The following is a 17,491-nucleotide window of genomic DNA, read 5'->3' as shown; positions in this document are numbered from 1 at the left end:
CGACTGATGATGACAGGACACTCTTCGTCACGCAGTGACGCAACCGCTATCAACCTGTGCACGCCCGCGCCCGCATGGCATCGGGTGCTGCGGCGCATCGTCGGCCATCGCGGCCTCGCGATCGGTGCGGCGCTGCTCGGCGCGATCGTGCTCGCCGCGCTGCTGGCGCCGTGGCTGGCGCCGCACGATCCGTATGCGCAGGACCTCGGCAGCCGGCTGATTCCACCGGTCTGGCACACGAACGGCGATTGGCAGCATCCGCTCGGCACCGACAAGCTCGGACGCGATTACCTGAGTCGACTGCTGTACGGCGCACGCGTGTCGCTGACGATCGGTGTCGCGGCCGCCGCGCTGTCCGGCCTGATCGGCACGACACTCGGCGTACTCGCCGGCTACTTTGGCGGCCGCGTCGACAGCGTGATCAGCTACGTGCTCACGACGCGCCTCGCGATGCCGGTGATCCTGGTGGCGCTCGCGCTGTCGTCGCTGCTCGGCACGTCGCTGAGAACGGTGATCCTGCTGCTCGGCTTCCTGATCTGGGATCGCTTCGCGGTCGTATCGCGCTCGGTCACGCAGCAACTACGCGACGCGGAATTCATCGCGGCCGCGAAGGCCGTCGGCGCGTCGACGCCGTACATCCTGCTGCGCGAACTGCTGCCCAACATCGCGAACGCACTGATCGTCGTGCTGACGCTCGAAATGGCCCACTCAATCCTGCTCGAGGCCGCGCTGTCGTTTCTCGGGCTCGGCGTGCCGCCGCCGCTTCCTTCGTGGGGGCTGATGATCTCCGAGGGCAAGACGTACATGTTTTTCCAGCCGTGGGTCATCGTCATTCCGGGCGTCGCGCTCGCGGTGCTCGTGCTCGCGGTCAATCTCGTCGGGGACGGCCTGCGCGATCTGAATGCGCCCGACGGCCGCCATCATGGAGGAAACGGGCGATGAGCGCGCTGCTCGAAGTGCAACAGCTGCAGGTGGAACTGCCCACGCCGAACGGTCCGCTGCGCGCGGTGCGCGGCATCGACCTCGAGATCGCGCGCGGCGAGATGCTGTGCCTGGTCGGCGAATCCGGCTGCGGCAAGTCGATGACCTCGCTCGCGCTGATGGGACTGCTGCCGCGCCGCGCTCGCCGCACCGCGCAGCGGCTGCGGCTTGCCGGCGAGGATCTGGGCGCGCTTTCGGACCGCGACATGGCAAGGCTGCGCGGCAACCGGATCGCCATGATCTTCCAGGAGCCGATGACCTCGCTGAACCCGTCGCACACGCTCGGCAGCCAGCTCGTCGAGGCGCTGCGCCAGCATCACCGGGTAACGGCCAGCGAGGCCCGCGACCGCGCTGTCTATCTGCTCGAACGGACCGGCATGACGCACGCCGCGCAACGGCTCGGCCAGTATCCGCACCAGCTTTCCGGCGGCCTGCGGCAGCGCGTGATGATTGCGATGGCGCTGATGTGCGAGCCCGATCTGATCATCGCTGACGAGCCGACCACGGCGCTCGACGTGACGATCCAGGCGCAGATACTCACCATGCTGCGCGAGCTGCAGCAAGAGTTCGGCACCGCCGTGCTGTTCATCACGCACGACCTCGGCGTCGTCGCGCGCATCGCCGACCGGGTCGCCGTGATGTACGCGGGGCAGATCGTCGAGACCGCGGCGGTCGGAACCTTGTTCGCGCAGCCGGTGCATCCGTACACGCGCGGACTGCTGAACTGCATTCCGGTGCGCGGCAGGCAGCAGCCTGGCACTCACCTGAGCGCGATCCCGGGCGTCGTGCCTTCGCTGCTCGGCGAGCTGGCGGGCTGCGCATTTGCGAACCGCTGCGCACACGCATGCGACGCGTGCTCGCAAACGCCCCCTTACCTCGAAACCGGGGCCGGCCATCGAGTGCGCTGCCTGCTCGCCGCCGAGCCCGCGCCGATGCCGGCGGAGGTGCCGCAATGAACGACGAAATCGCCCTCGAACTCTGCTCGCTCGCGCGCACGTTCACGCTGCGGCGCGGCTGGTTCGGCCCGGCCACCGAGTTGCGTGCGGTCGACGACGTGTCGCTGCGGCTATATCGCGGCGAAACGCTCGGACTGGTCGGCGAATCGGGTTGCGGCAAGAGCACGCTCGCCAAGATGCTGCTCGGCCTGCTCGAGCCGACGGGCGGCAACGTGTTGATCGGCGGCAGGGAAATCGATCCGCGCGAACGGCGCGCGATGGCTCGCCGGATCCAGCCGATCTTCCAGGATCCGTACTCGTCATTGAACCCGCGCAAGACGGTCGAGCAAATCGTCGGCCTGCCGCTGAAGCTGCACAGCGAAGGCGATGCCGCAGCGCAGCAGGCCGAAGTCCGCAGGATGCTCGATCTCGTCGGGATGCCGGAGCGCACGCATGGCCAGTATCCAAGCCAGTTGTCCGGTGGCCAGCGGCAACGCGTGGCAATTGCGCGCGCACTGATCCTGCGCCCGGACATCCTGATCTGCGACGAACCGACTTCCGCGCTGGACGTGTCGGTCCAGGCGCAGATCCTGAATCTGCTGCTCGACCTGAAGGCGGAATTCGGGCTCAGCTATCTGTTCATCAGCCACGACCTCGGCGTCGTCGAGCATCTCGCGGACCGCGTCGCGGTGATGTATCGCGGACAAATCGTCGAGCTCGCAGACCGGGGGACGATCTTCGAACGCCCCGCTCACCCGTACACGCGCCGACTGTTGTCGTCGGCGCTCACGCCCGAGCCCGGCCTCGGGATTCCGAAACTTGCGCCCCTTCTTCCCACGAACTGACCGAGGATTTTCTTCATGAGCCGCGAGCAAGCCATTGCATACGCAACGGGGTATTTCGACGACGGCAGTTTCCGGCAAGTTTTGAGCGAACGCGTCGCACACCGAACCGAAAGCCAGTCGAAAAACAGCCTGCCCGCGCTGCAGGCCTATCTGGACGAGAATCTGATTCCCGCATTCGAAGCGCTTGGTTTCACGTGCCGCTGCGTCGCCAACCCGGTGCCGGGATGCGGCCCGTTCCTGCTTGCCGAGCGAATCGAGGATCCGACCGCCCTCACGCTGCTCACGTATGGGCACGGCGACGTCGTCCACGGCTACGACGCCCAGTGGCAGGCCGGCCTCGCGCCGTGGCGACTGAGCGTCGACGGCGATCGCTGGTACGGCCGGGGCACCGCCGACAACAAGGGACAGCACACGATCAATCTTGCCGCGCTGGCGCAGGTGTTGCGCGCGCGTGGCGGCAAGCTCGGCTATAACGTGAAGGCGATCATCGAGATGGGCGAGGAAGCCGGCTCGCCGGGCTTGGCCCGGATGTGCGAAATCAATCGCGATGAACTGCGCGCCGACCTGTTCATCGCGTCCGACGGGCCGCGCGTGAGCGCCGCGCGCCCGACGCTCTTCATGGGCTCGCGCGGCAGCGCGAACTTCACGCTGTCGGTGGAATTGCGCGACGGCGCGCATCACTCCGGCAACTGGGGCGGGCTGCTGCGCAGTCCCGGGATCCGACTCGCGAACGCGCTGGCGTCGATCGTCGACGCGCGCGGGCAGATTCGTGTCGACGGCCTGCGTCCGCCGCCGATTCCGCCGAGCGTGCGCGCCGCACTCGCGTCGCTGTCCGTCGGCGGCGGTTCGAACGATCCGGCCATCGACCCCGACTGGGGCGAGGAAAGCCTCACGCCGGTCGAGCGGGTATTCGGCTGGAATAGCTTCGAGGTGTTGGCGTTCAAGACCGGCAACCCGGAAAGTCCGGCCAATGCGATCCCCGGACACGCATACGCGCATTGCCAGATGCGTTTCGTGGTCGGCAGCGATGCCGCGCATTTTCTCGCTCACTTGCGCGCCCATCTGGATGCGCACGGCTTTACCGACGTGCAGGTGTCCCCGTACACGAGCTTCATGGCGGCGACGCGCCTCGATCCGGACGACCCGTGGGTCGAATGGTGCGTGCGCTCGATCGCCGCGACGCTCGGCGTGGCGCCTGCGCTACTGCCGAATCTCGGCGGCTCGCTGCCCAACGACGTGTTCGCCGACATTCTCGGCCTGCCGACGCTGTGGGTGCCGCACTCGTACCCGGCCTGCTCGCAGCACGCGCCGAACGAGCATCTGCTCGGCAGCGTCGCCCGCGAGGGCCTGCAAATCATGGCGGGACTGTTCTGGGACCTCGGCGAAGCAGGCCAGCGGATCGGCGCGGAGCGACAGAACCGGCGGTGAATGTGCTCAACTTCTCGGTCAGCATGCCCTGACATGGCCCAGCCATCTCGGGCGTTTTCGCTTGGAAAATGGGAGCGCCGATGAGGTCCAGAAATCTCGTTGCGACGTTGATTCGAACCATAGCGGACGGAGTATTAATCTGATGCCAAGTGAAGGCTAGCCGTACCTCAGGTTTTAGACTTCGGTACAGGCAAGTTTTGCTGCAAGACGCCCCCTTAGCAAAGTACGTCGTCACCTTTCGAGGAATTTCGATATCCAGCTTTACACTGGTGGCTGCTTGGCCATCAGTTTATGCCACACACACAAAATTTCTGATAGGCTCGTTGCGGCAAGTCTCACGACTTCATTCCGCAGGAGAACTTGCATCAAGACGAAAGCCGCTCTTTACTATTGGCGACGCAATGACCACATAGCTGAAATACTTTTCGATACCGATATCACGTTTCAACAGCCCCTCCATCACGTCACGGAAATGCCCGATGTCACGCGTGACGAGCTTGAGCAAATAATCGTAGTTACCCGTCGTATGATGGCACTCCATGATTTCATCGACGTCGTTTATTGCGTCGATAAAGCGCACGAAGTATTCACGACGATGATCGGTGAGTGTAATCTTGGCAAACACGATTTGGTACGCGCCTATCTTCTCGATCCGGATTGTCGCGCCGTATCCAGCAATGAATCCCGCGCTCTCGAGCCGCTTGATGCGTGCCAGGCATGGGCTCCGAGAAAGGCCGACGGCGTCAGCCAGCTCCACATTCGTTATGCGACCGTGGCTCTGCAACTTGGCCAAAATGCGCAAGTCCAGCCGGTCAAGTATGCTATTCGCTTTCATATTCGCCCTGCCGTCGTCCGGTCCAATTGACTCTAGACGAGCGCGTCGGCGCTCGCCTCATGATGGATAGTATCCCAGCCCACCAGCACAAAAATATCGTTATCTTGCGTTCTGTCCCTCATGCTTAGCATCGCAGATCTCACATCGCAGAAGCCGCGTTGTTGCATAAGTCAGGCGTGAGGACGAAGTAGTGCCTATGTTCATGATCTCAGGCGATGCGGACGGACTGCGGGCAGGCGAGCTCAATCATGCGGCTGAGCTCGCCCACTCGAGCAGCATCTTCGGTCGCCTGCGTATCGGTACGACGTGCCCACAGCCATGGCCCCGTGAGCGTCTTGAGTCGCTACATCGCGCGCTCGGCCAGCGAACGACGATGGTAGTCGCTTTGTAGCCTCCATTCGCCTCAGCTGCCTCGATCAATGGCGTCACCAGCATCGTTGCGCTGAGCCGCACCGGGCGTGATGGGCGGTCAGTGAACGGCACCTTCGCGAGGCGGAATCGAGGGCATCGCGTCGCGCGCGGCGATTGCGGTGTAGCAGTCCTGCGTGTCGTATGCGCCATCGCCGCCGATGGTGTCGATAGGCTCGTCGGTCGGGGTTTGATCAAGCAATTCGGGCAGCACCTCGCCGTCCGCGATATCCTGGTGCGTCATGAACGCCGCGCGCAGTTGGCCGGTGTTCGCGCCGAGTGCAAGATGGACCTTGCGCCAAGTGCGGCGCTTCGAGTAACCATGCCGGCGAACCTTCCATTCGTCTTCGCCGTAGACTTTCACGCTCGTGCTGTCGACGACCAGGTGCAACGGTTCGCCGCTATGGATGACTCGCAGTTTCACCGGTAACGGCTGTGCACAACGGCACACGGTCGTGTAATTTGCTGCAGGCAAATCGGCAAAAACAGATCGCACAGGCTTTCTGCAAAGCCCTGGAAGGCGCGCAGCGGTAAATGGAACACGGTCTTCAAGCCGAGCAATTCCTGAACCAGTGCATCGCTACTCAGCCGCGGACGGCGCAAGGCAGGGGGATAAGCATGGTGAATCGGCTCGATCGCTCGACCAGCGTTCCGATCGCAGATCGGTTCAGGGTCAACCCGGCAAACAGCGCCGCCTTCCGCTGTGCGACTGATGCCTGATAATCGAGGCCGCCGCTACGAGTTGCGGCATTACGCGTGAGCTCTCGTGAGACCGTTGATGCGCTGCGGCCAATACAGCAAGCGATCTCACGCACGCCGACTCCTCGATGGACGACCCATGAAACACCTCCTAGAGTAAGGTGTTACGGCGACCGGTTGAATTCACCTAGGGCATCGCGATCGGAATGCAGCAACAATCCCGGTAGCGGTTTGCGTTGCCAGCACGCGCTACGCAACGCCTGGCAGACCTGATCCCGCTTTGATCCGCTCGGACATCGACCAGCCGACGATGCGTCGGCTTGCCAGATCCAGGATCGCCGCCAGTTGCGACGAACGCTCGCCGGTCTTCAAGAACCTAATGTCGCGTACTCAGGCATGATTGGGCCGCCAGCCATCAAAAAAAACGCCGATCTAACAGATTCGGCGCAACCGACAGGCGATGCGTCGAATCCGTCATCACCCGATATGGGCGCTTGTAGAACCGGACGAGCCCCTGACGTTGGAGGCTGCGGCGCACGTGTTCGGCGCTCACCGGCCGGCCTTGAGCACGCAACTGCCCCACGATTCGAGGACGGCCATTGCGGCCACGGTTGACCGGGTGAATGGCGACGACCTCAGCGTCCAACATGGCATTGGCCAGTGACTTGGATTTCGGCTGCGCCACTGGCAATAGTCGTTGCGCGACACACCCGAACCCGGTAAAGCCGATCTACGCTGTAACGGTCGCGATGTGCGTCAATCCAGGCCAACCTCACCACGCCCCCTTTGTCAAGTACGCCGTCGCCCTTCGAAGAATTTCGATATTCAGCTTTGCGCCGGCCAGTTCCTTCCGCAGACGACTGCTCTCGGCCTCCGGGTCGCTGACCGGACGACGACTGGAGACGGTGCGCTCGTCGCCGGCCAGCTGTGGCCTGCGAGCGCCTTCATGCTGGCAGACGCTCTCAGCAAGCCACATCACTTCAACCTTGAATTCCTTCGTATATTGCCGGCCCAATACAACGTTCTCCGCTATCCTCTCCGTATAGAGCGTTTTATTCAAATACCAGGAATCAACTGGGAAATCTGTACCCTAATTACCCTGCGCTCTCGCTTGAACGTGAAACGATCTCGTTCGCTTTCCTCGCATTGTCAACGTCCTGTCGTAATCGGGCATGTGATCGCACTGATCAATATTTCGATCAACTTCGCCATTTCAGCGCCGGTTTGCGCAGTGTCCTTGAATCCACGAATGCTGAAAACGATCACGCGCGCGAGTTCGTCGACAGACTGGCCAGCCCATTGCGCGTCGGCGGACTCGCGCAAGATTTCGGCCAGCAGTTGCCCGAACCGCGCGTAGCTGGCACGAATCGACGGAAACGCGAGATTCATCAGGTCACGAGCGTCGGGATTCGCGAGCATGTTCTCGAACGCGTCGACGCTCCATGTCGTGCAGGCAAACAGCAGCTTGTCGTGCAAAGTCGGATGCCCGTCGAGGCCGGCGCGGATGAGCGCCAACTTGCTGTTCGTAAACGCGTCGGCGACCGCCGCGAATATCTCGTCCTTGCCGGGATAGAGTGTGTAGACGGACGGGCGCGAGACACCCGCTGCCTGGGCGATGTCGCCCATCGTGGTGCGTGCGAACCCGTATCGGCCGAACATCTCGGCGGCGGCAGCCACGATTCGGGCTCGTTTGGGGTCAAGTTGGGTCGATTCGTTCATACCTGCATGTTGACACATTGACAAAAAATGTCCATGATCCCGTTTGCCTTGACGATTTGACGAAAAACGTCATGGCGTATTTTCGCTGTTATTAAGGGGCTCAACATGAGCAAATGGTCAGAACAGGATGTGCCCGATCTCCACGGCAAGGTTGCCGTGGTGACCGGTGCCAACAGTGGCTTGGGACGGGAAACGACGCGCGTGCTGGCGAGCCGCAATGCGACGGTCGTGATGGCGTGCCGCAGCACCGAGAAAGGGCAAAAGGTCGCATGCGAGATTCGTCATGTATTTCCAGGTGCGGACTTGAACGTCCTGTCGCTCGATCTCGCCAGCCTGGTATCGATCCGCGGGTTCGTCGACGCATTGACCGCCAGCTTCCCGGCGATCGATCTGCTCATCAATAACGCGGGCGTGATGGCGGTCCCGCTAAGCCGGACGGAGGACGGATTCGAGAGCCAGTTCGGCACGAACCACCTCGGTCACTTCGCGCTCACCGGATTGTTGTTTGACTACATCCGGCCGAACGGTCGGATCGTCTGCGTGTCTAGCATCGAACATCGACGCTCGAAGGGCATCGACCTATCCGACCTGAACTGGCAGAAGCGCCCGTACAGGCCGTGGGCGGCCTATCGCGACAGCAAGCTGGCCAATCTGCTCTTCATGCTCGAACTGAGCCGCCGCGCCAAGGTGGCCGGGCGTACCGTGACGGTGGTCGGCGCACATCCGGGCTATTCCGACACGAACTTGCAGTACGTCGCGTCCGAGCAGAAGCGCTCCACCCTGGAGGCATGGTTCTGGCGGGTGGCAAACGGCATCCTTGCCCAACCCGCGACGAAGGGCGTACTGCCTCAGCTCTACGCGGCGACCACGGCGGACGTGATCAGCGGCGATTACATCGGTCCCGACGGCTTTCTGGAATTGCGCGGTTATCCGACAAAGGTCGGCCGGACAGCCGCCGCGCGCGACGAGCAGGTTGCTCGGCAGCTTTGGAGCTTGTCAGAGCAATTCACTGGCGTACATTGCTTATCGGATCACGTCGGAGCGTGATCGACTCAGCTTTTTCCTGTGGACGGGCCGCGATCGTCGTGATGCCGTCCATTCAGCCCACGGAGTCCAGCTCATGAAATACAAGCAGCTTGGCCAGACCGGCCTGTTCGTTTCGGAAATCTGTCTCGGCACCATGACCTTCGGTGGTAACGAGGAAGCCGGCATGTGGAAGGCCATCGGGGCACTGGAGCAGCGTGAAGTCGACGCGATTGTCGGTACCGCGCTCGAGGCTGGCGTCAATTTCATCGATACAGCGGACGTGTACTCGTTCGGCGCATCCGAGCAGCGGCTCGGCCAGGCGCTGAAGAATCTCGGTGTCGCGCGCAAGGACATCGTGATCGCCACCAAGGTCGGTAGCCCGGTCGGCCCCCGCCCTAATGACCGCGGCGCATCGCGCGGACACATCATGGACAGCGTACAGGCCAGCCTCGACCGACTCCAGCTCGATCACATCGACCTTTACCAGATTCACGCGAACGACAGCGTGACCTCGGTCGACGAAACCCTGCGCGCACTTGACGACCTGATCCGGCACGGGCTCGTGCGCTATGTGGGTGTCTCGAACTGGGCTGCCTGGAAGATCGCAAAGGCACTCGGATTAAGCGATGCGAAGGGCTACGCGCGCTTCGCTAGCCTACAGGCCTATTACTCGATCGCGGGTCGAGACCTTGAGCGGGAACTAGTGCCGATGCTGAATGAGGAAAAGCTCGGTCTGCTTGTCTGGTCGCCCTTGGCAGGCGGCCTGCTGTCCGGCAAGTTCGGTCCGGGCACGAGTGCACCGGAAGGTTCGCGGCGCATCGGCTTCGATTTTCCGCCGGTCGATCGTGATCGCGCGTGGGCCAGTGTCTCCGTCATGCGCGAGATCGCCGCCGCACACGAGGTGTCCGTTGCGCGCGTCGCGCTGGCGTGGGTCTTGGCGAAGGCGCACGTGACGAGCGTGATTGTCGGCGCGAAGAGCATCGGACAGCTCGAAGACAATCTAGCGGCCGTCGACCTCGTGCTTTCTCTCGATGAGATTGCCAAGCTTGATGAAGTGAGTGCCTTACCGATCGAGTACCCGGGATGGATGGTCGCGATGCAGGGAGCGGTACGCGTACCACAACCATTCAAACCGAAAGATTGATACGTTACCTCGCTGACCGCGATTGCCCGCTTAGATATTTTTGCGTTCACGACTTTTTCGTCCGATAACCTGAAAGGGAAACATAGTCTTTACTATGTTTCCCCTTTCAGATTTTGCCATCGGGGGTGCAACATAGCAAAGCCGATATCCCCTCCCGCGAACTCGTCTCCATCCTAGATTTTGACGGCCCAGGGTCAGTGTCTGCATCAACCTAAACCAACCGACCTCCACGATTTCCGGTGTAGTTCAGAGAGGAGCCGATCAACGGGCCAACATCGGTTGGATGCGCTGCAAAATGGTCATTTTGAATTGCCGTCCTGACAGATCGCACCCAAGCCATCCGGTTCCAATTTCATACCTTCAGTGAAGTCAGTTCAGTACCGGCACAACATCTCTACCCGTGGGACTCCCGTCAGAACGTTTCCCACGCGTCGGCGGTCGAGCCTTGCGATGCCACGGCAACAACACTCGTCGCGTTGTCGGATTTCTGCAGAGCCGGGTTAGTTTTCGTCCGCACTGCTGATACTTGAAGCACGGGACTGCGGGGCTTGCCCTGCGGCAAAACCTCGCGCGACAAGGACGGTGCGGTGTCAGCAACCTTGAATACCGATACCGCTTCCTTCAGATTATTCGCCTGCTCTTCAAGCGAGTGCGCCGCCGCTGCCACCTGTTCGACAAGCGCGGCGTTCTGCTGCGTAACTTCGTCCATCTGGCTGACCGCCTGATTGACCTGTTCGATGCCACGGCTTTGCTCTTCGGATGCAGCGGCGATCTCACCGACGATATCGGATACCTGCTTGATCGCCTGCTTAACCTCCCCCATCGTCGTACCAACTTGCGCGGCCTGCTTCGCGCCGCCCTGAATCATCGAGACGGATGAACCGATCAACTCCTTGATTTCCTTGGCGGCCGACGCGGAACGCTGTGCGAGACTGCGAACCTCGCTTGCAACCACGGCAAAGCCGCGACCCTGCTCGCCGGCACGTGCGGCTTCAACGGCCGCATTGAGTGCGAGAATGTTTGTCTGGAATGCAATACCTTCGATGACACCTGTAATTTCGGAGATCTTGGTTGAACTCCCATTGATCTGACCGATGGTCTTAGCCATCTCTTGCACGGCCTCGTTGCCTGCGTCGGCCATGTTCGTCGCACGGCTCGCGAGTGTGTTGGCCTGTCGCGCGTTATCGGCATTTTGCTTTACTGTCTCGGTCAATTGCGTCATGCTCGCGGCAGTCTCCTCTAGTGAGGCGGCCTGTTCTTCCGTCCGCCCGGAAAGGTCGGTGTTCCCGCTCGCGATCTCCTGCGATGCAACTGTGACTGATTCGGCATTCGTCTGGATTCCGCGCACGGTCGAACCTAGGCTTTGCTGCATACCGCGCAAGACTGTCAACAATTTACCTATTTCGTTATTGCTGGTAATCTGAATATCTGCTGCCAAATTGCATTGAGCGACCAGGCCAAGCTGGGTGACAGCATAGTCAAGTGGCTTCATGACGACGGTCCTCAGTAGATAAAGCACCGCTGCAGCGAGGACGAGCGCAATGCAGATGGATACCCACACAACCCAACGCATGGTCTGGAATTCCTGACGGCGTGCGCTCTGCGTCTGGGTGATATTATCCTTCTCGACCTTTTGGTATCTCTCAAGCGCCTTGGAAAAACGGCCTCCGGCCTTGTCGATCTTGTCAATATTGAGCGTATAATAGCCGTCGGCATCACTGGACTTAAGTAACTGCTGCCCCTGGTCGAGAAGTCGCGCCAGCGAGTTGGCTGAATCGATCAGTTCCGCTCGGAGGGCTTCATCGTCGGTAGGCAAGATTGGCAGGCTGTTAAATTCCTGCAATTTGCTCAGCATTCGATCACGGGTCGTCTTGATGTTGTCAAACACCCACGGCTCCGCCTTGGTGCCCTTCATCAAACCGGCATAGGCCAGTGCAAACCCAGCGCGGGTACGCGCCGAGTCTTTATAGACATCGTTGATAAGAATGACCCGCCCCGAAGTGTCATGCACAAAATCCGTCGACTCGTTTGATCTCGTCAGCAAGACAATCCCGGCGATCAGGCAGGAGACGACCAACAGCGTAAAGATCGCGATGACAGCTGTAATGGTAAACCGGACGGAAATATTATTCATACTCCAACACCCCCATCAATATCGGAATAAATACAAGATAGATTTTATAAATTCGTATAAAAACGCATGAAAATTACAGTTTCCGCCCTTGGCCTATAAGTGCCCCGATTTAGATTTTCGTTGCATTATTTGTGCGCGAATGCAACGTTCTGCTGCGTAGCTTCGTCCATCCGACAGATTGCCTGATTGACCTGTTCCGGCGCGAGGCGTTTCAAAGTCGCATTAAGTGCGAGAACGTTGGTCGGGAACGCAATACCTTCGACGGCTCCGGTGATTTCGGATATCTTTATCGAACTCCAATTTATTAGGCCTATTCTTCCGATTATTCCCTGCACGGTTTCGTTACCCGCATCGGCCATGCTCGTCGCACGGCTCGCGAGAGTGTTGGCCTGACGTGCATTATCAGCGTTGTGCTTTACTGTTTCAGTCAACTGCGTCATGCCGGCGACTGTCTCGTCAAGGGAGGACGCCCGCGCTTCCGTCCGCGTGGCGAGGTCAGCGTTCCCGCTTGCGATTTCCCGCGACGCAACCGTAACCAACTAGTGGTAGTGCGAATGCCAGTCAAGACATTAGTCAGCTTGCCATTCATCGTCTTCAGCGATTCCAAGAGTTTCCCTATTCTGCAAGGACTTCCTGCAAGCTTCGCAGAGCAACCAATAACCTCTTATCGACCACTACGTCCTCTTTCTTGAGTAGACACACCTTGCCTACTGCGCGAATCCGATCCAGAAGATCGGGCCCTGTTTGCGTTTGAACGTCACGGGAATCCGAAACGGCGCAGGACACCCCTTGGAAGTCAGCCCCTCTACGGACGCGAAGCGCATGTCGCAGGCAAGAACGAATTCGCTGCCGGCACCACGCACGCGCCCATCGATCTGAGCGATGGTGACGGCTCGAGTTGTGCGCAAACGCCGGAACAGCAGCCCAAATGAATTCTCACCGATCAGGGCTTCTGCTTCTTTTTCGATACTCCTTCACCTGCATTACATCTACGTGCGGAATGAAGAAGTCGGCGTGCGCGCTGGTGAAGAGCACGACTCTGTAATCGCCACGGTCCAACACGTTGATGATCGACACAATGTCCCTCACGAACTTCGTGCCAATCAGGTTCATCGGCCCGCTGTCGATCTCGGCGAACAGTACACCGGCATCGCTATGGGTTCGTAGCGTTTCAAAGGCTTCCACTGTGGCTCCCCAAAAAAGTTCAATAACGAAACCTTTAGACAGCGTAGAACCATGTTTTAGATTGCAACACATGAGAAAGCGGCCGGTCACTCCAAACGGGCCTGACGCCTAGTGTCATGGAACTGTCCAGACCGGACTGCGGTCGATCGTCACTACACGTCGACCTTTAGAAGCTCAATCACATGCATCTTCCTCCAGCAGCCCGACGAGTTCTCCAGTAGAGCGACCGAGCTACAGCACGTTTGAATCGTCTCCCGCGCAGACAGACGATATTCGAGCTCGACGGCAGCCAATAGTGCTGTCGCAGCATCCCCATGTGCGACAGTCAGATGCGGAACGATGCCGTCGTGTGCACCACCATAGGGCCAAAACATGGGGAAGCGCTCGACCAGTGCAGTCGTCAAGGCGACGAACGGTTCTGGCGGATCGGGTGCAAGATAAGTGGTGACCGCAAACCGCTCGACCCTCGTCAACGAAAATTCGAATGGCTGCACAACACTCAGCGCGCTTTGGGCTTGACGAAGGACGTCGGGCGTAATTTGGTCAGGCGGCATGAAGGGAAACAGAACCGTGACATGCGCCGGCACGCCTAGGTTGGAGGTAGCATCAAACCGACTCCGAAGGTCCGCTACAGCTGATTCGGCTGCGGGAACCTCAACGACGAACGCTGTTGTGAGCATTCAGGAATCCTCTCACGTCGATTGGCCATTGATGATGGACTTCTTTCGGTAACACGCCCTTTGACTGCCTGCGGCATTTCTACACGATGATGGTCACACGGGGCCAGCGGTCCTTGTATCTTTTCTGCTGGATTCGCCGATGATAGGTATCCACGCTGACACGCACTGGATTGCGTCGTACCACCATGGAAAAAAGGTCGTCGAGTCCGTATGGCGCGCAGACATCGACTGTCCCGTCGCCCAGCAGAGTGAGTCCCACCGCCCTCGTGTACTCCGACCACGACGCAACGGCTTGGGTCAATGAACTGAACGGGGACACCGGATGCCCCAAGGCGCCCTCGAACCAGAGATGAACAGCGGCCTGATTTGTGACCTCCACGGAATTTCGGGACATTGCGCCGTGAGGCTGCGCTGGATTTCGGCATCGCGAATCGACGACAAATCGGACGGGTCGAAGTAGGCCAAATCGACGTCGGCTGGACGTGCCGGAGTCACATATCCGTGAAGCGAGTCCCAGACCAAATTTCGAATGGCCCCGGCGCCAATGCACCAGGATTTCAGGCCCATCGCACGTGCCGCCGACAGCGCAGACATACACCAAGATGACTGTCGGGCTATGTCGATTAATCTTTCATCGAGATTCATCGCGGATCTACATGACCTAAACGAGCAGGACGGTTGAGATGGTCACCAAATTCGATCGCCCCGTCGAGTCACCGAAACCGGCCCATTCTTCCCCGGCAGCTTCGTCCTTTTCTAATCTGACTGCGATACCGTGAACCGGGCTACCGACAACTTGCTCGATCGTAAGCGATCGAATAACGGCGCCCTTGTGTAGAAATCGCTGCACTCTGATGCTACGTGTCCACGTGGACAGCTGGTATCAGAGTGTATGAGTGAGAAACAAGACCTACGGAGCCGACTGGTCGTCGGACGGAAACGAGATGGCCGCCGGGAATATGACGATGCGGCTCGTGATGAACTGGTACAGATCTGCCTCCAACCAGGCGTTTCAATAGCCCGGACTGCGATGGAGCACGACCTCAATCCGAACCTGCTACGCAGCTGGATTGCGCGCTACCAAAAGATCCAGGCCCGGCTCGAACATGAGCTGGTAGCCCGGACGCCTGCAATTTCCGACGGCGTTGCGATCGACCTCCCTAATGCACCATCGGCGTTCGTGCCAGTTGTCGCGGCTCCCCCTTCGTCACCAGCACTGCTACAGAGCCGTTACCTCCGATTCGAGCAATGGCACTATCGCTGCACGTGCGTCTGACCAATGGTGTCGAGCTTGAGCTTGGCGAAGCAAGCTTCGATGAGCTCGCCACGGTGATCCAGATGCTGTGGAGGTTACCGTGTTCCGGTTCGACGAAGCGCTGAAGATCTATCTGCATCGCGATCCGGTCGACTTCCGCATGGGCATCAACGGGCTGTCAATCCTGGTCGAACAGGCGATGCGCCTTAACCCGATGACCTCGGCGCTGTTCGTGTTTGGCAACCGACGTCGTGATCGAATCAAGATTCTCGGCTGGGGTGGCAACGGCTTCTGGTTGCTGCTCAAGCGTCTCGAAGCCGATCGCTTCATCTGGCCAAACGGAGGTGAGCCGCCGAAGCTCATGCACTTCGGTGGCAGGTCAAAGCGATAGCATCGGTAGACCGGTCGCGGTGTGCGTCCAGTATAGGCCACCGATAGACGGCGTCCGCAGCGCGCGCATCCAAGTAGCCCTGCCAGCAGGGCTCGCCCACCACGCCCCGATTTTACGTCGCCTGCCTTGCCATAGGCGTTGGCGGCGAGCAGCTTCTGATTACGCTCGAATTCTGCCCAGTCGATGTAGCCTTCGTGGTGCTCTTTGAGCAGAACCTCCCACTCCTCGAACGGCTTGCGGTGCTTGTAGGTCTTGTGTGCACGGCCATCGACGATGGTCGTCTGCTTCCCGCTCTTGCCATATGCGTAGGCCCCGGCATAGAACGGATTCCTGAGCACCGAGATCACGGTGCGGTAGCGTATCAGCGTCCAGTCGAAGTGCGTCAGGGTCCTGCCATCGGTCGGACGCGGAAAGTGGACCTGTTCGGCCCGTAACGACAGGAATGCCTGCCGTGCGCTACCCAGTTCACGAAAGCGAGTGAAGATCAGGCGTATCACTTCCTGCAGCCGCTGGTTGGGATCAAGACCCAGGCCGACCTCACGATGCCAGAGATAGCCAATCGGCACGCTGATGCGCAATTCACCGCGCTGAGCCTTGGCACGCGCGGCATCCAGCATGCGCGTTCGAAGCACGTTGAGCTCGAATTCGCTAATGCTGCCCTTCATGCCAAGCAGCAGTCGGTCGTTCGGCCGGCAGGGATCGTACACGCCATCAAGGTCGATGACCCGCGCCTCGACTAGACCACACAGTTCGAGCAGATGGTGCCAGTCGCGCCCGTTACGGGCAAGACGTGATGCATCCAGGCAAAGGACGGCGCCGACTTCGCCGGCACAGAGCAATGCCACCAGGCGCTCAAAGCCGGGCCGGGCCACCGTTCCGCTCGCCGATCGACCCAGATCATCGTCGATGACCTCGATATCGCGAAACCCGCGGCGCTTTGCTTCTCCCACGAGCTCGTACTGGCGACGCTGGCTCTCGAGGTTCATCTGGACCTGGGCCTGCGTCGACTGACGGACATAAACTACCGCCTTGCGCTGGAGAAGGGGCGCCGGCAAACGATCAGCGTTCGTCATCGTCATGCTCCTTCCCGGTAGTTACGCCGGCGGCTTGGATCAGCAGGCTTGCAAGACGCGCGACTACCTTTGCGCGCTGCGCCGCGTTCATTCCCTGAAGCTCGGCGTTGTCGAACACCATGCTCATCTGGCGTGGTGTCACCGCCGGCGATTGCGGTCGTGCTGGAACACCCCTTGGTAGCTGGCCCATTGCGTTTCTCCCGGACGATGGTGGAACCGTCCGGCGAGTTTGCTCGCAAGCGCTGATCAACAAGCAGCCGATGCAGGGCGCATAGCACCGCCACGGTAACCCTCGGCTCGCCGAGCTCCATGGCTGAACACACGGCCCGATCGAGCATCCACGCTGCCACAACCTTGACTACGCCAGGGCCGGCGTCGACATGCACCACGCGGCCGCCGCTGCGTTGCTCGACATCTCGAACCTTGACGCGGTGACCATACAGCGGATGCCAACGATAATGGACTTCAACTTCTTGCCCGATAAGGGCAGAATGAACGCGAGCTTGCCGTCGGCCGCAAGGGCTGGCTGTTCTCGGATACGGTTGCCGGCGCGCAGGCCAGCGCCAACCTGTACTCCCTGGTCGAGACGTGCAAGGCGAACGGCGTCGAGCCGTATCACTATCTGGTCTCGCTGTTCACCAAGTTGCCGCTCGCTGCCACTGCTGACGACTATGCGACACTTCTTCCTTGGAACACACCTGTTTCAGCTAATACTCCCCGAGATTGAAGAACGCAACAGGCACAGTTGCCGCA

At 60.2% G+C, this 17,491-nt stretch carries 16 protein-coding genes and 6 pseudogenes; 10 read left to right on the top strand and 12 right to left on the bottom strand.

Going from position 1 to position 17,491, the window contains the following annotated elements; genetic code table 11:
* Window positions 1-9 precede the first annotated feature (9 nt).
* Genes WT26_RS25600 through WT26_RS25585 form a run of 4 tightly spaced genes read left to right on the top strand, consistent with a single transcriptional unit; the run spans window position 10 to window position 4,189 of the window.
* Window positions 10-942: an ABC transporter permease gene (locus WT26_RS25600; protein ID WP_060293103.1), complete on the top strand. Its 933-nt coding sequence runs from the start codon at window positions 10-12 to the stop codon at window positions 940-942.
* Window positions 939-1,937: an ABC transporter ATP-binding protein gene (locus WT26_RS25595; RefSeq protein WP_060293088.1), complete on the top strand. Its 999-nt coding sequence runs from the start codon at window positions 939-941 to the stop codon at window positions 1,935-1,937. Before WT26_RS25600 ends, WT26_RS25595 begins: the two co-directional genes overlap by 4 nt.
* Window positions 1,934-2,761, top strand: coding sequence for an ATP-binding cassette domain-containing protein (locus tag WT26_RS25590; RefSeq protein ID WP_059969665.1), 828 nt, complete (start codon window positions 1,934-1,936; stop codon window positions 2,759-2,761). Before WT26_RS25595 ends, WT26_RS25590 begins: the two co-directional genes overlap by 4 nt.
* Window positions 2,762-2,776: 15 nt before the next feature.
* The gene (locus WT26_RS25585; protein WP_060293087.1) at window positions 2,777-4,189 is read left to right on the top strand and encodes a M20 family metallopeptidase; all 1,413 of its coding nucleotides are present in this window, start codon (window positions 2,777-2,779) and stop codon (window positions 4,187-4,189) included.
* A gap of 343 nt (window positions 4,190-4,532) precedes the next feature.
* On the opposite strand, the gene WT26_RS25580 is transcribed toward WT26_RS25585, so the two are convergent.
* From WT26_RS25580 to WT26_RS25560, 5 genes and pseudogenes are all read right to left on the bottom strand, one after another.
* A complete protein-coding gene (locus tag WT26_RS25580) occupies window positions 4,533-5,024 on the bottom strand; it encodes an Lrp/AsnC family transcriptional regulator (RefSeq protein ID WP_060293086.1) in 492 nt (163 codons plus the stop codon).
* Window positions 5,025-5,232: 208 nt separating this feature from the next.
* A pseudogene (locus WT26_RS36395) lies at window positions 5,233-6,041 on the bottom strand (IS5 family transposase); the annotation flags it as partial.
* A gap of 83 nt (window positions 6,042-6,124) precedes the next feature.
* A pseudogene (locus WT26_RS36390) lies at window positions 6,125-6,259 on the bottom strand (helix-turn-helix domain-containing protein); the annotation flags it as partial.
* Window positions 6,260-6,322: 63 nt separating this feature from the next.
* Window positions 6,323-7,191, bottom strand: a pseudogene (locus WT26_RS36385) (IS3 family transposase); the annotation flags it as partial.
* Window positions 7,192-7,280: 89 nt separating this feature from the next.
* Complete coding sequence (locus tag WT26_RS25560) at window positions 7,281-7,808, bottom strand: TetR/AcrR family transcriptional regulator (protein WP_060293083.1); 528 nt, start codon at window positions 7,806-7,808, stop codon at window positions 7,281-7,283.
* Between the two features lie 147 nt (window positions 7,809-7,955).
* Between WT26_RS25560 and WT26_RS25555 the strand changes: the two genes are divergently transcribed.
* Together WT26_RS25555 and WT26_RS25550 are read left to right on the top strand one after the other, a co-directional pair.
* The gene (locus WT26_RS25555) at window positions 7,956-8,897 is read left to right on the top strand and encodes an oxidoreductase (RefSeq protein ID WP_069271099.1); all 942 of its coding nucleotides are present in this window, start codon (window positions 7,956-7,958) and stop codon (window positions 8,895-8,897) included.
* A gap of 73 nt (window positions 8,898-8,970) precedes the next feature.
* Window positions 8,971-10,020, top strand: a complete 1,050-nt coding sequence (locus WT26_RS25550; protein ID WP_060293081.1) for an aldo/keto reductase — start codon at window positions 8,971-8,973, stop codon at window positions 10,018-10,020.
* Window positions 10,021-10,432: 412 nt separating this feature from the next.
* Here WT26_RS25550 and WT26_RS38895 read toward each other — a convergent pair whose 3' ends face one another.
* The 5 genes and pseudogenes from WT26_RS38895 to WT26_RS39145 form a co-directional block, all read right to left on the bottom strand.
* Window positions 10,433-12,154 carry a methyl-accepting chemotaxis protein gene (locus WT26_RS38895; protein ID WP_080430796.1) on the bottom strand — a complete coding sequence of 574 codons (1,722 nt, stop codon included), beginning with the start codon at window positions 12,152-12,154 and terminating at the stop codon, window positions 10,433-10,435.
* 125 nt (window positions 12,155-12,279) lie between these two features.
* On the bottom strand, window positions 12,280-12,594 hold the full coding sequence (locus WT26_RS25540) for a methyl-accepting chemotaxis protein (protein WP_155123211.1): 315 nt from the start codon (window positions 12,592-12,594) through the stop codon (window positions 12,280-12,282).
* A 496-nt stretch (window positions 12,595-13,090) separates the two neighbouring features.
* Window positions 13,091-13,339: a hypothetical protein gene (locus WT26_RS25530; RefSeq protein WP_060292763.1), complete on the bottom strand. Its 249-nt coding sequence runs from the start codon at window positions 13,337-13,339 to the stop codon at window positions 13,091-13,093.
* A 152-nt stretch (window positions 13,340-13,491) separates the two neighbouring features.
* On the bottom strand, window positions 13,492-14,019 hold the full coding sequence (locus WT26_RS25525) for a 2'-5' RNA ligase family protein (RefSeq protein ID WP_069271096.1): 528 nt from the start codon (window positions 14,017-14,019) through the stop codon (window positions 13,492-13,494).
* 79 nt (window positions 14,020-14,098) lie between these two features.
* Window positions 14,099-14,586: pseudogene (locus WT26_RS39145) on the bottom strand (nucleotidyltransferase family protein).
* 325 nt (window positions 14,587-14,911) lie between these two features.
* On the opposite strand from WT26_RS39145, the gene WT26_RS36370 reads away from it, so the two are divergent.
* The 3 genes from WT26_RS36370 to tnpB are packed head-to-tail and all read left to right on the top strand — an operon-like array spanning window position 14,912 to window position 15,665.
* The gene (locus tag WT26_RS36370) at window positions 14,912-15,295 is read left to right on the top strand and encodes a transposase (protein ID WP_332455132.1); all 384 of its coding nucleotides are present in this window, start codon (window positions 14,912-14,914) and stop codon (window positions 15,293-15,295) included.
* Window positions 15,268-15,399 (top strand): transposase, encoded by a 132-nt coding sequence (locus WT26_RS38945; protein ID WP_069271095.1) that lies wholly within the window; start codon window positions 15,268-15,270, stop codon window positions 15,397-15,399. The genes WT26_RS36370 and WT26_RS38945 overlap by 28 nt, the downstream gene beginning before the upstream one ends.
* 35 nt (window positions 15,400-15,434) lie before the next feature.
* Entirely contained in the window at window positions 15,435-15,665 is a 231-nt protein-coding gene (gene tnpB, locus WT26_RS39140) for an IS66 family insertion sequence element accessory protein TnpB (protein WP_418220542.1), read from the top strand.
* Between the two features lie 200 nt (window positions 15,666-15,865).
* Here the strand turns inward: tnpB and WT26_RS39135 are convergent.
* Both WT26_RS39135 and WT26_RS38845 read right to left on the bottom strand, forming a co-directional pair.
* Window positions 15,866-16,651, bottom strand: a pseudogene (locus WT26_RS39135) (recombinase family protein); the annotation flags it as partial.
* Between the two features lie 73 nt (window positions 16,652-16,724).
* On the bottom strand, window positions 16,725-16,859 hold the full coding sequence (locus tag WT26_RS38845; protein WP_257785715.1) for a hypothetical protein: 135 nt from the start codon (window positions 16,857-16,859) through the stop codon (window positions 16,725-16,727).
* A 375-nt stretch (window positions 16,860-17,234) separates the two neighbouring features.
* On the opposite strand from WT26_RS38845, the pseudogene WT26_RS36365 reads away from it, so the two are divergent.
* Window positions 17,235-17,465, top strand: a pseudogene (locus WT26_RS36365) (transposase domain-containing protein); the annotation flags it as partial.
* Window positions 17,466-17,491 lie beyond the last annotated feature (26 nt).

The organism is Burkholderia cepacia, assembly GCF_001718835.1.
GTDB lineage: Bacteria > Pseudomonadota > Gammaproteobacteria > Burkholderiales > Burkholderiaceae > Burkholderia > Burkholderia cepacia_F.
This window is presented reverse-complemented; position numbering and strand designations above follow the sequence as displayed.